Annotated in this window: 19 protein-coding genes; 8 read left to right on the top strand and 11 right to left on the bottom strand. The window is 65.8% G+C overall.

Features of this window, described 5'->3' with window-relative positions:
- Positions 1–8 precede the first annotated feature (8 nt).
- Both AB0C34_RS19770 and AB0C34_RS19765 read right to left on the bottom strand, forming a co-directional pair.
- A complete protein-coding gene (locus AB0C34_RS19770) occupies positions 9–1,247 on the bottom strand; it encodes a cytochrome P450 (protein ID WP_357074656.1) in 1,239 nt (412 codons plus the stop codon).
- A 167-nt stretch (positions 1,248–1,414) separates the two neighbouring features.
- Entirely contained in the window at positions 1,415–1,735 is a 321-nt protein-coding gene (locus AB0C34_RS19765; RefSeq protein WP_357074653.1) for a hypothetical protein, read from the bottom strand.
- Between the two features lie 100 nt (positions 1,736–1,835).
- Between AB0C34_RS19765 and AB0C34_RS19760 the strand changes: the two genes are divergently transcribed.
- Positions 1,836–3,632 (top strand): acyl-CoA dehydrogenase, encoded by a 1,797-nt coding sequence (locus AB0C34_RS19760; RefSeq protein WP_357074650.1) that lies wholly within the window; start codon positions 1,836–1,838, stop codon positions 3,630–3,632.
- A gap of 48 nt (positions 3,633–3,680) precedes the next feature.
- Entirely contained in the window at positions 3,681–4,292 is a 612-nt protein-coding gene (locus tag AB0C34_RS19755; RefSeq protein WP_357074647.1) for a QsdR family transcriptional regulator, read from the top strand.
- 110 nt (positions 4,293–4,402) lie between these two features.
- On the opposite strand, the gene AB0C34_RS19750 is transcribed toward AB0C34_RS19755, so the two are convergent.
- Entirely contained in the window at positions 4,403–4,987 is a 585-nt protein-coding gene (locus AB0C34_RS19750) for an NAD-dependent epimerase/dehydratase family protein (RefSeq protein WP_357074644.1), read from the bottom strand.
- A 172-nt stretch (positions 4,988–5,159) separates the two neighbouring features.
- Here AB0C34_RS19750 and AB0C34_RS19745 point away from each other — a divergent pair, with 172 nt between their 5' ends.
- Positions 5,160–5,513 (top strand): hypothetical protein, encoded by a 354-nt coding sequence (locus tag AB0C34_RS19745; RefSeq protein ID WP_357074641.1) that lies wholly within the window; start codon positions 5,160–5,162, stop codon positions 5,511–5,513.
- Between the two features lie 142 nt (positions 5,514–5,655).
- Here the strand turns inward: AB0C34_RS19745 and AB0C34_RS19740 are convergent, their stop codons facing one another.
- A complete protein-coding gene (locus AB0C34_RS19740; protein WP_357074637.1) occupies positions 5,656–6,180 on the bottom strand; it encodes a MarR family transcriptional regulator in 525 nt (174 codons plus the stop codon).
- Positions 6,181–6,956: 776 nt separating this feature from the next.
- Between AB0C34_RS19740 and AB0C34_RS19735 the strand changes: the two genes are divergently transcribed.
- Both AB0C34_RS19735 and AB0C34_RS19730 read left to right on the top strand, forming a co-directional pair.
- Positions 6,957–7,355 (top strand): hypothetical protein, encoded by a 399-nt coding sequence (locus AB0C34_RS19735; RefSeq protein WP_357074634.1) that lies wholly within the window; start codon positions 6,957–6,959, stop codon positions 7,353–7,355.
- 568 nt (positions 7,356–7,923) lie between these two features.
- The gene (locus AB0C34_RS19730; RefSeq protein ID WP_357074631.1) at positions 7,924–8,418 is read left to right on the top strand and encodes a hypothetical protein; all 495 of its coding nucleotides are present in this window, start codon (positions 7,924–7,926) and stop codon (positions 8,416–8,418) included.
- A 67-nt stretch (positions 8,419–8,485) separates the two neighbouring features.
- On the opposite strand, the gene AB0C34_RS19725 is transcribed toward AB0C34_RS19730, so the two are convergent.
- On the bottom strand, positions 8,486–9,454 hold the full coding sequence (locus tag AB0C34_RS19725; RefSeq protein WP_357074628.1) for an AMP-binding protein: 969 nt from the start codon (positions 9,452–9,454) through the stop codon (positions 8,486–8,488).
- A gap of 166 nt (positions 9,455–9,620) precedes the next feature.
- Here AB0C34_RS19725 and AB0C34_RS19720 point away from each other — a divergent pair, with 166 nt between their 5' ends.
- Both AB0C34_RS19720 and AB0C34_RS19715 read left to right on the top strand, forming a co-directional pair.
- Complete coding sequence (locus AB0C34_RS19720) at positions 9,621–10,907, top strand: helix-turn-helix domain-containing protein (protein WP_357074625.1); 1,287 nt, start codon at positions 9,621–9,623, stop codon at positions 10,905–10,907.
- Between the two features lie 244 nt (positions 10,908–11,151).
- Complete coding sequence (locus AB0C34_RS19715) at positions 11,152–11,808, top strand: maleylpyruvate isomerase family mycothiol-dependent enzyme (RefSeq protein WP_357074622.1); 657 nt, start codon at positions 11,152–11,154, stop codon at positions 11,806–11,808.
- A gap of 54 nt (positions 11,809–11,862) precedes the next feature.
- Here AB0C34_RS19715 and AB0C34_RS19710 read toward each other — a convergent pair whose 3' ends face one another.
- The 5 genes from AB0C34_RS19710 to AB0C34_RS19690 are packed head-to-tail and all read right to left on the bottom strand — an operon-like array spanning position 11,863 to position 16,708.
- A complete protein-coding gene (locus AB0C34_RS19710; protein ID WP_357074620.1) occupies positions 11,863–12,486 on the bottom strand; it encodes a dipeptide/oligopeptide/nickel ABC transporter ATP-binding protein in 624 nt (207 codons plus the stop codon).
- Positions 12,486–13,388, bottom strand: coding sequence for an ATP-binding cassette domain-containing protein (locus AB0C34_RS19705; protein ID WP_357074617.1), 903 nt, complete (start codon positions 13,386–13,388; stop codon positions 12,486–12,488). Before AB0C34_RS19705 ends, AB0C34_RS19710 begins: the two co-directional genes overlap by 1 nt.
- Positions 13,388–14,206, bottom strand: a complete 819-nt coding sequence (locus AB0C34_RS19700) for an ABC transporter permease (RefSeq protein ID WP_357074614.1) — start codon at positions 14,204–14,206, stop codon at positions 13,388–13,390. The genes AB0C34_RS19705 and AB0C34_RS19700 overlap by 1 nt, the downstream gene beginning before the upstream one ends.
- Complete coding sequence (locus AB0C34_RS19695; protein WP_357074611.1) at positions 14,199–15,152, bottom strand: ABC transporter permease; 954 nt, start codon at positions 15,150–15,152, stop codon at positions 14,199–14,201. The genes AB0C34_RS19700 and AB0C34_RS19695 overlap by 8 nt, the downstream gene beginning before the upstream one ends.
- A 32-nt stretch (positions 15,153–15,184) precedes the next feature.
- A complete protein-coding gene (locus tag AB0C34_RS19690; protein ID WP_357074727.1) occupies positions 15,185–16,708 on the bottom strand; it encodes an ABC transporter substrate-binding protein in 1,524 nt (507 codons plus the stop codon).
- A gap of 163 nt (positions 16,709–16,871) precedes the next feature.
- Between AB0C34_RS19690 and AB0C34_RS19685 the strand changes: the two genes are divergently transcribed.
- Entirely contained in the window at positions 16,872–17,207 is a 336-nt protein-coding gene (locus AB0C34_RS19685) for a metalloregulator ArsR/SmtB family transcription factor (protein WP_357074608.1), read from the top strand.
- Between the two features lie 105 nt (positions 17,208–17,312).
- Here the strand turns inward: AB0C34_RS19685 and AB0C34_RS19680 are convergent, their stop codons facing one another.
- Positions 17,313–17,975, bottom strand: coding sequence for a DUF1345 domain-containing protein (locus AB0C34_RS19680; RefSeq protein ID WP_357074605.1), 663 nt, complete (start codon positions 17,973–17,975; stop codon positions 17,313–17,315).
- Between the last annotated feature and the right edge of the window lie 537 nt (positions 17,976–18,512).

The raw sequence follows: 18,512 nt of genomic DNA, 5'->3' as shown, positions 1-18,512 counted from the left end.
CGCCCACGTCATACTGCCGGGGCGATGACGACCGACAGACTCCGATGGGATGGGAAAGCCACGTTGGGGTGGAAGGCGGTGCGGTGTTCTGACGCGAGGCGCAGCCCCGGCAGCGCGGCGGCCAACGCGCGTAACGCGGCGCCCGCCTCCAGCCTGGCCAACGCTGCGCCGACACAGTAGTGGACGCCGTAGCCGAAAGACAGATGGTCCTTGGTTGTGACGCGTCGCGGGTCGAATGCGTCGGGCGCGGGGAACACCGCGGCATCACGGTTGGCGGCGCCGATCAGTAGTAGGCAGCGTGCGCCGGCCGGTATGGTGGTCGACCCGACGGTAATCTCCTTGGTGGTCACACGCGTCCAGCCGTCGATCGCCGGGCCGAATCGGAGTGTTTCCTCCACGAACGCGGAGACGTCGTCGGGATTGTGCACCAGGTGGTTCCAGCGGTCCGGGACCGAGAGCGCCTGATCGAGTCCGTGCGTCAGCAGCCCGGCGGTGGTTTCGTGTCCGGCGACCAGGAGATTGAAGGCAAGACTGGCGACCTCGTCCAGGGTCAGTGTGGCGTCGTCCCCGTCGCGGTAGCGCAGGGCCCGGCTCACGAAATCGGTACCCGAGCCCGCGTGCGAGAGTCGACCGGTCACCAGGCTGCGGCAGTATCGCCAAAACTCCAACAGACCTTGCGCCAGCTCAACTTGCTGCTGCGGACTGGGTAAGCCCCAGATGAGGGCGATCTGTCCATCGGACCAACGCTTGATTCGCGGGATGTCTTCAGCCGGCACGCCCAGGATGTCGACGATCACCAATAACGGGAGCACAGCGGTGAACTCGGGGATGAGATCCACGGTCTGCCCGGTCCGCGCGACCAGGCGGGAGACCAATTCGGTGACGCGGTGTTCCACGATCTGCCCGTACTGCTCGGCCGCCGCCTTCGCGGTCGTGCCGAAGACCGCCCGCAGCGCCTTACGGGTGCGCGGGTGGACCGGAGCGTCCGCGGCAGCAGTGGTCGGTGGCGCCTCGATCTGCGCCACCACCTGTAATGCCTTCGGGCACATCTCGTACACGGGGGCGAGAGTCAACGCATTGGCGAAAGTTTCACTGTCGCCGAAGATCTCCCGAACCTCCCGGTACCCGGTGATCAACCACATTCCGAGGTCGTCGGCATAATGAACGGTCTGCGCGGAATCCAGCAGTGCACGCCAAATCGACGTGGGATCGGTGCGGTACGAACCGTCGAATACACCCAGGTCCATGTTGCCTCCGGGTCAGCTCAGTTCTCGTACGGCGATCCATGAGTCAACCGTGCGTCCAGTGTATGAACCGAGTGGTCATCGTGTGGCATGAACACGAACACCGTTGCACGGCTAATACTTCAGGGATGCGCTGCCTGGCAGCGAGAGGGCAGTCGAATCCGCGGTGATCAATAGCACCGAGACACGGTGTAGTCGTAGTTCAGTGCCTGCGTGGCGCGTGCGAGCGTGGCCCTTTCCTGCCGGATCTCCCAGGGTCGTCCATTCCCGGTCCATCCGGTGCCGACATCGCCGAGAACCCTAGAGCTACCGGGGCGGTGCGACAACGTGCGGAACTCGATCGGGTCACCGACCGGCGTACCGGGACCGTGGGTCTGCACCAGCCCAACCAAGCCGGGGTCGATGCTCGCCTCCGCGCCCGCCACGGAGTACGCCATGTCTGTGCGCGTCGAGGCGGTTCGGGTCGGTCGCCGTGCGCGGAAGAAACTCATCGACGCCGCCCCGCGGCCTGCTCGACCCGGAGGGCCGAATCACCGACCATCACTTCCCGTAAGATACAGTCGATTAAATTTGTCTCGAAAGGACGGGCTGATGCGGTCGACCTTGCTGTCCCGGCGCGATCTCGATTTCCTGCTGTATGAGTGGCTGGATGTCGAGCCGCTCACCGAACGTGAGCGGTTCGCGGAGCACTCACGGGAGACCTTCGACGCCGCGCTCGAGCTCAGCGAGCAGCTCGCCACCAAGTATTTCGCGCCGCACAACAAACTCAACGACGCCAACGAGCCGACCTTCGACGGCGAACGCGTGACCATTATCCCCGAGGTGAGCAAAGCGCTTGCCGCGTTCGCCGACGCAGGGCTCCCCTCGGCCGCGATGGATTACGAGCTGGGCGGTGCGCAGTTGCCCGCGACCGTCGCCCAGGCGAGCTACGCCTGGTTTCAGGCCGCCAACCCGGGCACCGCCGGCTACCCGTTCCTCACTGTGGCCAACGCGAATCTGCTTGTTGCCCACGGTAGTCCAGAGCACATAGCGAGGTTCGTCCGCCCCATGCTCGCGGGGCGCTACTTCGGCACCATGTGCCTGTCGGAGCCGCAGGCGGGTTCATCGCTGGCCGACATCGTCACCCGCGCCGAGCCGCAGGACGACGGCACCTATCGGCTGTTCGGCACCAAGATGTGGATCTCGGGCGGCGATCACGAACTCGGCGAGAACATCGTGCACCTCGTGCTTGCCAAGATCCCCGGCGGACCAGCGGGCACCAAAGGAATCTCACTATTCGTGGTGCCGCGCTTCCTGGTCGGCGCCGACGGCGTGATCGGCGAGCGCAACGACGTGGCACTGGCCGGACTCAACCACAAAATGGGTTTCCGCGGCACGGTGAACACCGTTCTGAACTTCGGCGAGGGGCGCTGGACGCCCGGCGGCGCGGCCGGCGCCATCGGCTATCTGGTCGGTGAGCCGCATCGTGGGCTGACCTACATGTTCCACATGATGAACGAGGCGCGGATCGGTGTCGGCCTGGTCGCCACGGCGCTCGGCTACACCGGGTACCTCGAGTCGCTCGATTACGCGCGCACCCGCCCACAGGGGCGGTCGAAACTGCCCGCCGATTCCAGCGCACCGCAGCGTCCGATCATCGAGCACGCCGATGTGCGTCGCATGCTGTTGGCGCAGAAAACGTATGCCGAAGGCGCGCTGGCACTCGTGCTCTACTGCGCACGGCTGGTCGACGAACAGCACACCGCGGCCACCGAAGACGACCGGCGCGCTACGACCCTCCTGCTCGACATCCTGACACCGATCGCGAAGAGTTGGCCCTCGCAGTGGTGCCTGGAGGCGAACAGTTTGGCCATCCAAGTGCTCGGCGGCTACGGCTACACCCGCGAGTACAACGTCGAGCAGCACTACCGGGACAATCGGCTCAACCCGATCCATGAAGGCACGCACGGCATCCAGGGTCTGGATCTACTGGGGCGCAAGGTGACCCAGCATGGTGGCGCCAGCCTGCTCGCGCTGGACGGGCGAGTCCGGGCCACCATCGCCGCCGCGCGCGCGGCGGGTGGCGAGGCGGCGGAGCTTGCGGCCGACCTGGTTTCGGCGTGGCAGCGTCTGGTCGAGGTGACCGCGAGTATGTTCGCCACTGGCGACCTCGAGGCCGCGCTGGCCAACAGCTCGGTGTACCTGGAGACGTTCGGGCACACCGTGCTGGCCTGGATCTGGCTCCAGCAATTCCTTGCCACCGCCGATCGGTCCGGCGACTTCTACGACGGCAAGCGGCACGCGGCGCGGTTCTTCTTCCGTTTCGAATTACCCAAGACCGCACCAGCACTCGACCTGCTCGCGCGTATGGATAGGACTACCCTGCAGATGCAGGACGCCTGGTTCTGACCAGGAACACCTGATTCGATACATTTCTGAAAGATGTATCATATCGCGGTGACCGATTCCAGCCAGCGGACCACCCGCCCTCCCGGCCGACCAGCCTCGGCGACCAGGGCACAGGTCATCGAGCTCGCCCGGCAGGCGTTCCTGTCCGGCGAGCGGGTGGACATCCAGGCAATTGCCGGGCAACTGGGGCTCAGCCGCGCCTCGATCTACCGCTGGTTCGGCTCCCGCGACGGTGTGCTCGGCGCGGTCCTTGCTGGTGAGTTCGAGGCGCTGCTCACCCGCGCCGACGCGCGCCGCCGCTCCACCGGCGCCCGCCGCATCCTGGACGTGCTGTATCGGGTCAACCGCTGGATGACCGACAACGAACCGTTCCGTCGCTACTTCGAGAACGAGCCGCTGTCCGGTCTGCGCATTCTGACCGCGAGCGATGGACCGGTGCAGCCCCTGATCGTCACCACCGTCCGCAAGCTGATCGCCCGCGCCGAGCGGGAGGACGGCTACCAACCGCCGCTCGAACCGGCGCTGCTCGCCTACGCGCTGGTCCGGCTCGGCGAGGCGTTCCTCTACAACGACAATGTCGCGGGCATCCGAGGTGACGTCGACCGACTGCACGAGGTGCAGGCGGCGCTCCTCGGCATCCCCGAGGCAATCGTTCAGTAACCAGGACATTGCCCCATATGCCATGGTCTGCGAGCCGACCTACGGCACGTTGAGCCTGCGTTACCACCGGCGCTCGGATCGTGCGGTGAACACCCGCCTGATCGGCGTACTCAGGACGCGTCGGCGACGAACACTACGCCGCTGGGCACATCGAGCAAAGGGACAGTCCGTCGTGCGGCGTCTTCGACGTGCACGCGCGGGTGCGGGGGCAGTTCGGTGTCGTAATAAGTGCCCGGACCATAGAATTGGCCGTACTTCACCACCACACCGCCGATGTCTAGCACAGCCGCTTCGTGGGCCTGAATCACCGCACCGCGCCCAGCTGGGGGTTCCCACGCAATGCTCTGCGCGAGAAATCGTTTCGCTCCGGCGGCGCGCGCGGCGGCGATGAGGTTGTGGGTTCCTTCGGTCCGGATTCGCGCGTTCGCGTCGGCTCGTTCCGACAGATGCGCAGCCTCGTCGGGCAGGTCGGTGAGCTGATGCATCACGATCTCGGGCTGGAACGCGACCACGGCGGCGGTCAATGCGTCCGTGTCGTAGACGTCGCAGACAACAGGCTCCACTCGCACACTACGCAATTGGTCGACCTTCGCGGCGGACCGCGTCATACCTGCGACGACGTGCCCCGCTTCGATCAGTGGCGGAAGTAGGCGGACTCCGATAACGCCGGTCGCACCGGCCAGGAAGATGCGCACCTGTCCACCATATTCCGCACCGTTTCGATCACCAGCGGCTCCGTCCCGACGCTTCGCCGATTCAGGCACGGCCAGTAGCACTCGACACCATCCGGTCCGAATGGATCCCACCCTGGGCAGCACACTGGCTGGTGCAAGGCTATGACGTGAAACGCTCAGGAAATTGGCTGGGTTGAGTGGCACGGACCCTCATCCGGTCCACGACATACTGCCTGAAGCGCTGGCCGACTGCACGACAGCCATCCCGGACTCCGACGCGGCCGCGGGCCAGGTAGCGTTCACCAAACTCGCACGCATGCACGCCGACAACCGAGCCACCGAGAGATGGATACTCGACAAGGTTTGCGAGATCGTCGCCCAGTCTGGCTATGCAGACAGCGTCATCGCACTTCCACTCGGCCAGATATTCGATCTCGAGGACGAGTGGGGTGCGGACTGGGGCCGAACCGAACAGCAACTCGCATATGAGATACAGACCGCATGCAGAACTCAACTCGCTACGGGTCACGCGGCAAACAACCACTGATCCAGCCACACCGTTGGGCGGTTTGAGACTAGTTCAGAGAATGTCGATCTGACCGCAGTGATCGGCAGTCGCAGCGCACGGCGCGGCCACCGGGACCGACATCGCGGCACTCACGCCGCCGAAGGCGTGGGTCGAGCGCCTTTCAGCACACCTCGCGCTCAGCAACTGCTGCCAGGCGCTCGCCGAGCGCGTTGATCTGGTCGCGCAACGCGATTATGGTGTCGAGCGGGTACCCGACGGCGCCGAGCACCGACTCGATCATCTCCGTGGCGCGCCGCTGGAGCGCATGCCCCGCCTGGGTCGAGCTCAACTCGACCGCGCGACGATCGCGTACACTACGCGCACTCTGCACCAGTCCGCGCGCCTGTAGTCGCTGGATCAACGGCGAGACGGTGCCGTAATCCAGGCGTAGCTGCTCACCGAGTTCCTTCATCGTCATGCCTGGCCGCTGCCAGAGCACCAGCAAGGCCAGGTATTGGGGGTAGGTGATCGCCATCGAGTCCAGGAACGGCCGATAGGCGGCGGTCATCGCGCGCGAGGTCGAGTAGAGGGCGAAGCACAGCTGATCGGCGGGCGCGAGCAGGTCGTGCTCCGCGTTCAGCGTACTGGCGGACGCCGCGGCCACATCGACACGCACCGCTGGAGAGGGATGCGCTACTTCGGGCATCAGGGCACTCTACTGTAGCGATTTCGTCCCCAGAAATGCGTTGTCGGCGTGTGTGGTTGCACGCGCCGCCCACCCGAGCTTCCGGCGCGGTCGGAGGTGGAGGCGATTCGACCGGACCATCCCCTGTTTCAGGACGCGGTGTCGCGGTCTCAGCCCGACGAGCTCACCCGCACGTCGCCTCGGCACGTGCCTGGAGGATTTCGACGGAGGAACCGTGACGTCGGACAAGGCGCGACGCCGGTCGTGAATCGAACACCCACCTCGACGACTGGCCGGTTCCCGGATCGGATGCGCATCACGCGCAATCACGGCGTGACGCGCGAATACGCCACAGCATTCCAGGCGTAAGCGGGTGAACCCTGCGGTATCGGCGCGCTAAGCGTCGCGACTGAACGGCGACTCGCTCGGCACCGGCGTCCCAGAGCCCACTGAAACCACTCCGCTGCGACGGAGTGCAACTCGACCGGGAGGTGTTTCGATGCCGAAGGAATGGATCGACAAGCGAGAAGCAATACCAACATATCGAAAGCTGGGCAGAAGACCGTGGCGGAAGTACCCGGCGAGCGAAAGAGATCACGCCCCGGATGGTCAACAAGAATCGCAACCAGGCGAGGCAGACACGAATCGCGCGCAAACGTCTATCGACGACATGTCGCCACAGAAGTGTGGCGGACAACGTTCCCATCGTGGCTCGACCGTCTGATCGGTCATTTTCTCAGTTCGGCGGTGATCACGTGACGTTAGTGTGGAAGGGGGAGAGTGCGAGGAGTCGAAAGATGAGCACCACCATTGTGATCGTGATCATTGTCGCCGTTGTGGCCGTTTTACTCGTGGCCGCAATATGGATGTTGATGCGCACACGCCGCGAACACCAGCGGGCCGAAGCCGAAGGTATCCGTGACCGCGCGGCGGAACGGGAATTCGAGGTCGGCAAGCAGAAGGCGCGGGCCGACGAGACCGCCGCCAAGAGCAGGGCGGCGCAGGCCGAAAGCGAGGCGAAGGCGGCGCAGGCCGAGCAGCTCGCCCAACAGGCGCACGCGCATCGGAGCACGGCGGCGGATGCGCGGGCCGAGTTGGACAAGGAGTGGGTGCGCGCGGACAAGGTCGATCCGGACTCGAAGTCGGATGCGACCCGACGGGAGGCTGATCCGCGACAGCCGTCGGACCGCCCCTGACTTGGTTCTGCGGTTCGCCCGTTCCACGGCGCGGGACATGAGGCCACCGATGCCGAGCACTCGCTCGGTGCGGCGATGAGTTCCGAACTCTGGCCGATTGCAGGTTCAATTGTGCGCTCGGCGAAAAGTTTCCTGCGCATACAGGAAAGTCCGTTCCATCTTTCGTCTCGTATCATGACTCGCGTAACCGCCCGCCGCCCGCCATACATGGCAACGTGGGTCCGACTTCCGCTGACCTTCGCGTAATTGTGGCGGTCGCGCATATTTTGCTATTCGGCGCAGTTCGGATAGGAGGTGATCGGTTTTCATGCGTACTCCGGTGCACCTGCTGGAGCGTGGTGAGGCATGGCGCCACAACCACACCGGATGGGATCATTCCGGCGGAGGCACCCCGGATCACGATGCTGTCTGCACCGATCCAAACGTAATCCCGCTCGCGAATCCAAAACTCGGGTGACGCTACAGCAGGATCGGTAACCAGATGAGGATATTCAGCCGTCGTTGCCGCGTATTCGAGTACATACCTGCGATGCCAGGACCGTGCGGGGTCGGCCTCGATCCGTCGAGAGTGGGGGCGCGAAGCATATTCTTCGACTGTCTGGTGCTGACGGTCGGCGTCGAACATGACGATCGTTCGCTGGCGGGTTCCGCGGTCAGGGTGGTCAAGCATCTGGCGGCCGCAACCGACGCGGCATGCCTTGTCATCGACGGGTTCCCCCGATTGGTGGCTCCCGCCGATCGAATCGTCTCGCCCGTCGACACCGTGGACGTGTCGTCGGAGCTTGCTGACACGCTCGATATGTTGTCGGAGTTCGCCGAACGCCTTGAAGAACGTGGGGAACGGGTCCATCTCATGCCGTTCGGATGGAATACCAGTTGTCGGGCCGATGGGATCCCGACCGTCGCGCCCACCCAATGGGCGCGCAGTGGAGACGACCTATCGCCCGACCATCCCTCTTCTGCGCGGGTACGGATTTCGCTATCCCAAATCCTGACCGGCGGCGACGCTCACGTTCACACCACACGACACGCTCCAGCCGAAGAGGCAGGCTTCACGTCTTGATATAGCCCAAAGGCTTGATATGGCTGTCAATCGCGCATCACTCCGGCCGGTTGCGAAGCCAAGCGACTCAATGTAACGCGGGATTCCGCTCGGTACCTCGTGCCAATTCCGATGGTTCCTGTCGTGCGACTGCCGGTGCGGAGATGCAGCGTGCGCGCGCAGGAACGTCGGTCAGCCCGCGACCGTTGATGATCGGTATGCCATAGCGATGTTCGAACTTGGTCTGCAATTCGATGCCGGCGGGCGCGACACCGCAGATGGCGAACCGCACCGACGAGGTGTTCGGCCGCACTTGCGCGGGTAACTCGGACAGCGCCGTGTACATCTTCGGCACCATGGAGAAGTAGGTGGCGTGGCTGCGCTCGATGGTGTCGAAGAACGTCTCAGGGCTGAACTGGCTGGTTATGGTCGCGCATCCGCCAGCGAGCAGTGGCGACAAGGCACCCACCGCGATGCCGTTGATTTGAGACAACGGCAGGATCAACAGGCTGTGGTCGGAATCGGTGAGGCCGAATGCCTCGATCGCCAATCGGCACATGGCGTTGAGGTTGATGTGATCCAGCATCATGCCCATCGGGCGGCCGGCGCCGCCGTTGGTGTGGAGGATCAGCGCCGGTGCATCGTCGCTCGGCCGCACCGCTTCGAGGCCGTCGGAGGCGGTCGCGGTGAGTTCGTCGGCCACGATGACGGCGCGGACCGGGGCGACGGAGGCGGGACGTTGCGCGGCGACCAGAACTTCCGCGCCCGCGTTGCCCATTTGGTAGTGGGCGTCCGGGGCGGTCAGGGACGGGTTGATCGGGGCAGCCGCAGCGCCCAGGCGCCAGATGGCGAACAGCGAGATGACGAGGGCGGCGGTGTCGGGCAGCATGGTCGCGACGACGTCGCCGGTCGAGACATTCGCGGCCCGCAAGGTGGTGGCGGCGCGCTGCACGGCGCGCAGAAATTCGGTGTTGTCCAGGTCGGTGCCGTCGTCGGCGATAGCGGGTGCGTGCGGCGCGATGGCGGCGCGGCAGTCCGGAAGGGTCGACAGGATCATGTGGGTCCTCTGGGCAGGGTCTGGGTAATGACATCAACGATAGAAATCGCGTTGCGCCGCGACATCGTCGTACATCGATCAAATTGGTCGCCGGATTTGTCGCCGGAGAACAATTCGCCCTTGCGACAGGTCACCACAGTCACCGCAATGTAACTACCATCAAATGGTGACGACTTTTCGTCGCGACGGTGGAGTCGACGTCAGTGGCTGCGTCTCGAAGATCGCCGCCCGCATGAACGAGCGGGTGACGGATATCAGCACGTGTATCTGCCGCGGACTCGAGGAAGAGATACCCGAGTTGCGTGCCGACGTCCACACCATCGAATTGCTCGGGGCCAGCGTGAAGGGAAATATCGACACGATGCTGCACGCCTTGCAGCATGACATCCCGGCAGAACGGATCCACCCACCCGCGGCAGCCATCGAGTACACCAGGCGGTTGGCCCAACACGAGGTACCGGTCACTTCGCTGGCTCGCGCGTACCACGTCGGGCAGTGGCGGATGACCGAGATGGTCTTCGCGGAACTGCGGGCGGCGGACATCGGCCCGATGGAGCGGATCACCGTCGCGGAAGCGATCACCACCAAGCTGTTCGAGTACCTCGACCGGGTGATCCCGCACGTCATCGCCGTCTACGAACACGAGCACGAGCAGTGGCTGGACGACAGCAACAGCGTCCGCGCGGTCCGCGTCCGCGAGGTGCTGGATGGGACCAGAACCGTCGATGTCGACGAAGCCACCGCCTCGATCCGGTACCCCCTGCAGTGGCATCATCTGGCACTGATCGTCTGGTATCCGGACACCCGAGCCGTCGGTGACGAACTGACCCGGCTGCAGCGATTCGTTCGCGAATCGGCCGAGGCGGCGGATACCGCGATGAACCCACTGTTCGTCGCCGACGATCGGATGAGCGCGTGGGCGTGGCTGCCGTTTCGATCCGCGCATCCCGACGCGATCGACCGGGTCCGTTCTTTCGCCACCGGGCATCCGGATGCGCCACGGTTGGCGATCGGCTCGCTGGCCTCCGGGGTGCCCGGATTCCGCCGGTCACATCGGCTCGCGCAGAGTGCGCGCACGGTCGCGCTGGCACGCCGAGACGGGGAACTGCCCATCATCGCCGCCGACGACCCGGGAGTTTCGGTGGCGGCCCTGCTCGGCGGCGAAATCACGGAGGTCAGGCAATGGGTCGGTGAGATACTCGGCGACTTGGCCAGCGACAACGACAACGACGCCCGGCTGCGCGAGACTCTCCAGGTCTTCCTGCGCACCGGAGGCAGCTACAAGGCGGCCGCCGCGGAACTCGACCTGCACTCCAATTCCGTCAAATACCGGGTCGGGCGGGCGGTATCGCGACGCGGCAGTCCGATCGCCGAAGACAGACTCGATATCGAACTCGCCCTCTTGGTCTGCTACTGGTACGGATCGACGGTGCTACGGCCGGATACACCGTAATTGCCGGCGGCAATTACCTCTCGGCGGCGACGCACCCGACAGGATTTGGACCGCACCAGTTCGAGCGGCAATGCACTACCTGCCGAATAGCCTTTCGGACGATGTGGACCGACCGATGAATCCGAGCGACTGCGATCGTCTGCACTCGAGAACGATGAACTGCACTACCGACGGCCCCCGCCGAGGTGCCCAACAGCCACCGCCGCCCTTACCGGCCGGCTTCGCTCGATTTGGAGGAACACCCATGTCGAATGATGTGTCTCGCGAGGACCTCTGGGCTATGGCGCACGCCGAACGCGCCGCCTTGGCCGATGACCTCGCCGAGCTGGATGACCGGCAGTGGGCGCAACGATCGCTGTGCGGTCGCTGGGTGGTCGAGGAGGTCGTCGCCCACCTGACCGCAGCCGCGAGTATCGGCCGATTGCGCTGGCTGGCGAGTGTCCTCGGTGCCCGGTTCGACTTCGACCGGCACAACTCCCGGCGGCTGGCCGAGCACCGTGGTGCGACCCCGACCCAAACCCTCGAACGGTTCCGAGCGGTCGTCACCAGCACCACCGCGGCGTCGGGGCACACCGCAGCCTGGCTCGGCGAGGTGGTCGTCCATGCCCAGGACATCCGACGCCCTCTCGGCTTGCCGCGCGCGCCATCCGTCGCGGCCGCCACTGCAGTCGCCCGCTTCTTCGCCAGCCGCGATTTCACCGTACCCAGCCGCAGCATCATCGCGGGTTTACGCCTCGAGGCGACCGACGGCCCGTTCGCTGTCGGAACCGGTCCCTCGATCCGCGGAACGACTATCGCACTCACCATGGCCATGGCGGGACGGCAAGCCTATGGCGACGACCTCACCGGGCCCGGCGTGCCTACGCTGCGCGCTCGCCATACACCACAGGACGCTTGTTGAGGCATTCTCTCGGTGGCCTCCGCACCCTTGCGCAACTCCCCCGCCGGCTCCTGGTCAGGTGAGCGATCCGGCACGCATCGTCGAGATCGAGGTGCAGCAGACTCGCAGCAGAGATCGGTCATGGCTGACCAGCAGGACTCCGACGCCGGAGGCGGTGGCCTGATCGGTCAACAGCCGGATGATCGACGCGGTGGTGGCGGCATCGAGCATCGAGGTGGGTTCGTCGCACAGCAGGTATCGCGGCCGCTGCGCCAACCCGCGAGCGACACACGCGCGTTGGAGCTGACCGTCACTGACTTCGTGCGGTCGCCGGTCGAGCAGGTCGCGAGTCAGCCCTACCCGGGTCGCCAGTTCGGCGATGTCCAGGGCGTCATCGCGGCGAATCCGTGCGGGTTCGGCGATGATCTGGGCGAGGGTGTAGCGAGGGTTGGTCGCGGTACGTGGGGACTGGAAGACCATGGCGATAGCGGCCCGATATCGCCGCACGGGCTGTTCGTCGATGGTGACCGCGCCCGATGTCGCAGTGAGCAACCCCGCCAGCGTACGCACGAGAGTAGTCTTGCCCGCACCTGATTCGCCGGTGAGGCCGACTACGCTGCCCGATTCGACGGTGAAATCGACGCCGGTGAGCACCGGCGTGCCCCGATAGGCGACAGTCAGCACACTGGCCCGCAGCATCAAGGTCTCCGTTCTCGGACCAAGCGTCCTGCGCGCGGGACGAGCGCGGAGGGGCCGCCCGCGTAGGGGCAGTCCGGCGAAAGATTGGTCAGCTCTGGACTGGTGCGCGGGATGGGCGTCAACCCGCGCTCGGGCAGCGCGGCCAGCAAATCCCGGGTGTAGCGGTGCCAAGGGTTATGCAGGACATCGTGATTCGGTCCGACTTCCATCAGACGGGAGGCGTACATGACCGCCACGGTGTCGGCGACCGAGGTGCGCTCCAGCGCGGCGAGGTCGTGGGTGATCAGCAGCACCGCGGTCCCGGTATCGGCGCTCGCACGCAGGAGGGCGAAGATGTCATCGGTGCGCTCTCGGTCCAGACTCGACGTCGGTTCGTCGGCGATCAGAATCTCCGGATCGCCGATCAGCGCCGCGGCGATCGCGGCGCGTTGCGCCATGCCGCTGGACAGTTCGTGCGGATACCGGTCGAGTGCCTCGGCCGCGAGCCCGGCACGGGCAGCCACCTCGACCCGTGTGCGGTACGCGCCGAGCACACGGATCGTTTCGTCGAGTTGCGCGCCGATGGTCCGAACCGGGGTGAAATGTGTTGCGGGAGATTGCGGAACGAAGCCGATATGCCGGCCGCGTAAAGGCATGCTCGTGGTGAGCACATCGAGAGCACGGTCGTCCAGCACCGCCTCCACGGAGCCGGTGACCCATGCCTGTTCGGGCAGCTGCCCCAGCACCGTGGTGGCGACGACAGATTTGCCGCAGCCGGATTCTCCAACCAGCGCGGTCACCGTGCCGCGCGGCACGCGCAGGGTCAGCTCCGTCACGGCGTGCACGACGGCATGGCGGGACACCGGGATTCGGACCGTGAGATCCCGTATGTGTAAACCGGCGGCGGTGGCCTCTGGTGCCATCACAGCACCTTCGACGGCTTGGGTGGGATCAGTCGGCTGCGCAGCGCCGACCCGGCCAGAGCGACGGCGAGGGTCGTCGCCACGAGCATCCCGGCGGGGAACACCAGCGTCCACCAACCGCCGAGCAGCAGCGAGCTGCGTGCCTCGGCGAGGAGGGTACCCAGGCTGGGTTCGTGCGGTGGCAGTCCGAACCCGAGAAACGACAGGGTGGATTCGTGCCAGACCGCGTGCGGCAGCAGCAGCACCAGCGCGATCAGCGCTTGCGGTGCGGCGGCGGGCAGCAGGTGGCGGGTCAGAATATGCACGTGTCCCGCACCGGCGAGGACGGCGGCGGCGATGTAGTCGCGGTCGCGCAAGCTCAGTGTTTCGGCGCGCACCACGCGCGCGACCTGCACCCAGTGTGTGAGGCCGATCGACAACACCACCGCTGCCACGCTGCCACGGAACAACGCGACGATGACGATGCCGAGCAGTAGATGGGGCAATGCGTTGGCAGTATCGGCCAGCCGCATGACCACGCGGTCGATGACGCCGCCCGCCAAAGCCGACATGCCCCCGATGACGAGTCCGAGCACCGTTGCCAGCACCGCCGCCGCACCCGCGACCAGTAGCGACGTACGCATGGCGGCAGCGACGTGCGTGAACAGGTCCCGGCCCGCGGAATCGGTGCCGAACCAGTGCCGGGTGGACGGCGCCTGCCTCGCGACCGCGAAATCGGTGAGGCGGGTATCGATTCCGGTCAACCACGGTACGAGCACCGCGTACCCGAGGATGCCGGCAAGCACGGCGAAAGCGAGGCCGAGGCGTCGGTCAGCCATCGGCGCGCACCCTGGGATCCAGCAGGACACAGGCGATGTCGGCGAGCAACGACCCGAGCATTACCGCGGCGGTCGCGCCAACGGTGAGCACAGCGAGCAGCGGCATATCCAAGTCTTGCGCCGAGCGAGTGAACGCGCCCGCGATGCCTGGCCAGGCGAACACCTCTTCCACCAGGACCGCGCCGACGACGATCTCGGGGAGCCGCACACCGAGGATCGTCACGAACGGCGCCAGCGAGACGGGCACGATGTGACACCGCGTGACGGTCTTCGCGTCGATCCCCCGGGCAACGGCTCCGGCGACGAAATCCTCTCCCCGGTTCGTCGATACCGATTCACGCACCGCCAGCAGCAGCCACGGAAGCTGGGAGATGGCGAGAACGGTCGCGGGCAGTAGCAGATGTCGCGTGACCTGCTCGACATCGGCATCGGTCCCGGCGTCGGTCGAACCGGCAGGGGGCAACCACCCCAACCCGACCGCGAACACGGCGATGGCCGCCAAACTGAGTACGAAGGGCGGAAGCCCTTGTACGGCAACACATGCGGCGGCTGTCGCCCGGTCCACGACTCCACCGCGACGGATCCCGGTCCAGACTCCGACGGTAACCGCGACCACGACCGCGACGCTCATCCCGACCGTGACGAGCAGCATGGTCCATGGCAGTCGATCGGTGAGCACCTGGGCGACGGGTTGGCGATAGGACCGGGAAGTCCCCAGTTCACCGCCGCAGAGAGCACGGATCCAGTGTCCGTAGTGCTGGTACCACGCGTCGCCGAACCCCAGGGTTTCTGCCAGCACTGTCTTGTCGGCTTCGCTGGTGGTCTCGTAGCGGCTCCCGAGGTAGCCGACCAGTGGGTCGAACGGGGACACCGCGGCGGCGGCGAACAGTCCCGCCGAGACGAACACCAGAACTGGGACCAGGGTCGATAACCGGAGGGTGATCATGCGGACCACACCTCGGTCGCGCCGGCGTGCCGTCACGGTCGTCTGGTCCAGGTATGCAGTGACCACCACGGCCCCCAGGCGACACCATGGCTGTGTGGTTCCAACACCGGCCCCGACATGACCCATCCCGTATCCCTGGCGACGTAGACGTGATCGAGAAAGGCCAGGAACACGTAACTGGGTTCGGCGATGTAGGCAGTTTGCAGGTCACGGTAGGCGGCGGCACGTTCACCGGGATCGATGGCGCGGCGAGCGCGGTCGAGCAGCATGTCGAAGGTGGGGTTCGCGGAGCGGCTCGCGTTGTCGTAGCCGCTGCCGACGGTCGGATTCAGATAGCTGGAGTGCAGGGTCTTATATGCCTGGGTGTCGGGGTCGTACGGTTCTCCGCCGCCGCCGAGCAGGATCGCGTCACGGTCGACGCGGGGGTCGATGCGATCCCAGGACAGCGCCTCGAGGACGACGTCGATGCCGATCCGGCGGGCATCGGACGCGAAGGCCTGCGCGAGGTCGCGGCGCAAGGTGTCGGTGGAGTTGTACATGATCGTGAATCGGGCTCGGCGGCCATCCTTTTCGCGGATACCGTCGGTTCCCGTGCGCCATCCTGCGGCATCGAGGACCGTTGTGGCCAGCGTGCGGTCGAACGCGAACACAGCGTCGGGGTTGTGCGCGGGTCCGTACACCGACGCGAACGGAGTGTGCGCGGGGCGGCCGCAACCGCCGAGAACATTGGCGATGATGGCGGTGCGGTCGACGGCGTGGTTGAGGGCGCGACGGATCGCAGGATCGCCGGTGACCGGGTGCCCCGTGGGCAGCGACACGCCGCGCCAGTCGGCGGAGGCATTCGTCACCACGGACATCGCGGCGCGGCCGGCGAAGTTGCGTGCCAGTAGCGGCGGCAGCGTGGTGCCGTCGAGTTCTCCCGCGGCCATGCGTTGGGCTCGGGTGTTGTCATCCGGCACATACAGCGACGTCAAACGCTTCACCTGCGGCGCGGGACCCCAATAGGTTTCATTGGCTTCGAGGACGACGCGGTCGGGCGAGAGGCTCGTCAACCGGTAGGGGCCGGTGCCGATCGGTGCGGTGTTGAGTGACGATTCGGCGGCTGGTCCGGGGGTGGCCACGGACTCCGAGGGGACGATGCCGATGAGCAACTTGACCGGAAATGCGGCGTACGGGTAGCGCAGAGTGAACCGGACGGTGACCGGGTCGGTGGCGTCAACACGGTCGATCATCTCCAACGACGTTCGAATCTCCGACGCGGAGGCCGGGTCGAGGATGGCACGGTAGGTAGCGACCACATCGGCGGCATCGAAACTGCTGCCGTCACTGAACCGCACGCCCTGTCGCAGAGTCACCGTCCACTGGGTGCTGGTGGGGTCAGCGGCCGGTACGCGGGCGGCGAGGGCGGGTTCGAGAGTGGGCATGGCGGTGCCACCGGACAGGCGCAGCAGTCCGTCATAGAACTTCGATTCCCCGGCGGCGCCATATCCGCCGATCGGGTTGTATCCGCCGAGATCATAGGCGTCGGCGAGCACAATCGAGTCGCGGCTGACCATGGTGGGGGTGCCACAAGAAGTCGCGGCGATGATGATCGCCAACAGCGCCCCGACCGCGTGCGGCGGGCGAAAAGTACCCCGCATCAGAATCTCCCCCTGTTCATCTGTTCAGATCAACAGATGATACGGGAGTGTTCGCCATCCGGTTACGATTATCAGCGCTATGGGAGAGCCGAAGCCAACAGGAGAATCGCCGGTCCGACGAGCACGAGATGCCCTCGCCGATATCGAGATTCGCGCATGGTCGCGCCGCTTCGACCTACTGTCGGATCCCAATCGGCTCGAAATCCTGCTCTGCCTGCATCGCAGCCCAGGTATCACCGTCGGTGAAATCGCCGAAGCGGTGGGACGCAGCGAAAACGCGATCTCGCAGGCATTGAGCGTGTTGCGCCGGGAGAACTGTGTCACCTCCGAGCGCGCCGGACGTGCGGTCACGAATCGGCTCAGCGATCAGACCATTCACGACGTTTTGCACATCATCGGCGCGCGCCATCGTTGATCCGGCCGTACCGGTAATCGGCGCCATATTTTGTGCCGGATACAGGATAGGTGCGGACGACACGATCCGCGAGTTCGAGCGACCCATCATGCGTCTCGGCCCGGGTCAGCCTATGACGATTCCGGCGACGAGGTTGATTGTCGTGGCGAGGATGACCGCGCCGAAGACGTACGAGAGCAGGCAGTGCCGCAGCACGATGGCGCGGATTCGCCGGCTGGATACGGCGGTGTCGGACACCTGATAGGTCATGCCCAGGTTGTAGCTGAAGTAGAAGAAGTCCCGGTACGCCGGTCGCTCCGCGGAGTTGAAATCGATACCGCCGCCGGGGGCTTCGTAGTAGAGGTAGGCATAGCGCGTGGCGTACACGTGATGCAGTGCCGACCAAGCCATGAACACACCGCCCAGTGCGGTCGCGGCTGCCGCGTGTCCGGCGGCGGAACGGCCGAGCACCAGGATGGTGACGATGCCGACGAGTCCGCTCAGCGCAGCTGCCACGACGGACAACTCCTCCACGACGGGCTGGAAGTCCTCACGTCGCGCGTTCGCTTCGGTTTGCGCGGCGTCGAGCGGCCACAGTGCCAGCCAGCCGGCGGATACGAAAAGAGTTGCCGCAGTGGCGATGCCGGCCAGCACCCCCATCAACGTCTCGCCGAGGCCGGCGACGAGCACTCCGACCACGACACCGGCACCGAGCGAACCGATCAGTCGGGCGCTTGCGGACAGCAGCAACCAGGTGCGCACTCGTTCACCATACCGGCTAGTTGCCATGCAATAGCCGATCCTAGGGCGGCTGCTTGCCCGACCAGAAACGCGACACGGTCGACGACGAGGGTCGGCACACCGCCGCGCGGTGACAGGCGGCGGGAGACGCAGGGCATCGGCCCGAGTCGACACCCGGTCGGCGACCAGCACGCTGCGGTCGCGAACAGGCGGTGCCGAGGGTCAGCCGAATGCGGTCCACCGCATCCGACCGCGCCGATAGCGCGTCCAGCCCCGCATCCGGCGTTGCGGAGCGCAACCGTGCCCGACGCGAGTAGGTCCGACCTCCGCCTGGCCGACCAGAGGTCATCCTGCTCGGCATCGCCGCACCCGACCTGATCCACGGCGAACCGCCGACATCGTCGGCACCGGCCCGACAGCGATCGTTCGATAGATGCGGGAAAGTTGCTAGAGCCACACTGGCCCGTGGCGGACTTACCACACACCGTCGGCCCGGACACGATCGACGAGTACCGTAAGTACATCGAGAAGGACGCCGCGGTCGAACGCCGCTTGGTGACGACTGGAGACTCGGGACATCGAGCC

The sequence above is a fragment of the Nocardia sp. NPDC049220 genome (genome assembly GCF_040647855.1).
GTDB lineage: Bacteria > Actinomycetota > Actinomycetes > Mycobacteriales > Mycobacteriaceae > Nocardia.
Note: the sequence above shows the minus strand (reverse complement) of the source record. Positions and strands in the feature narration are given on the sequence as shown.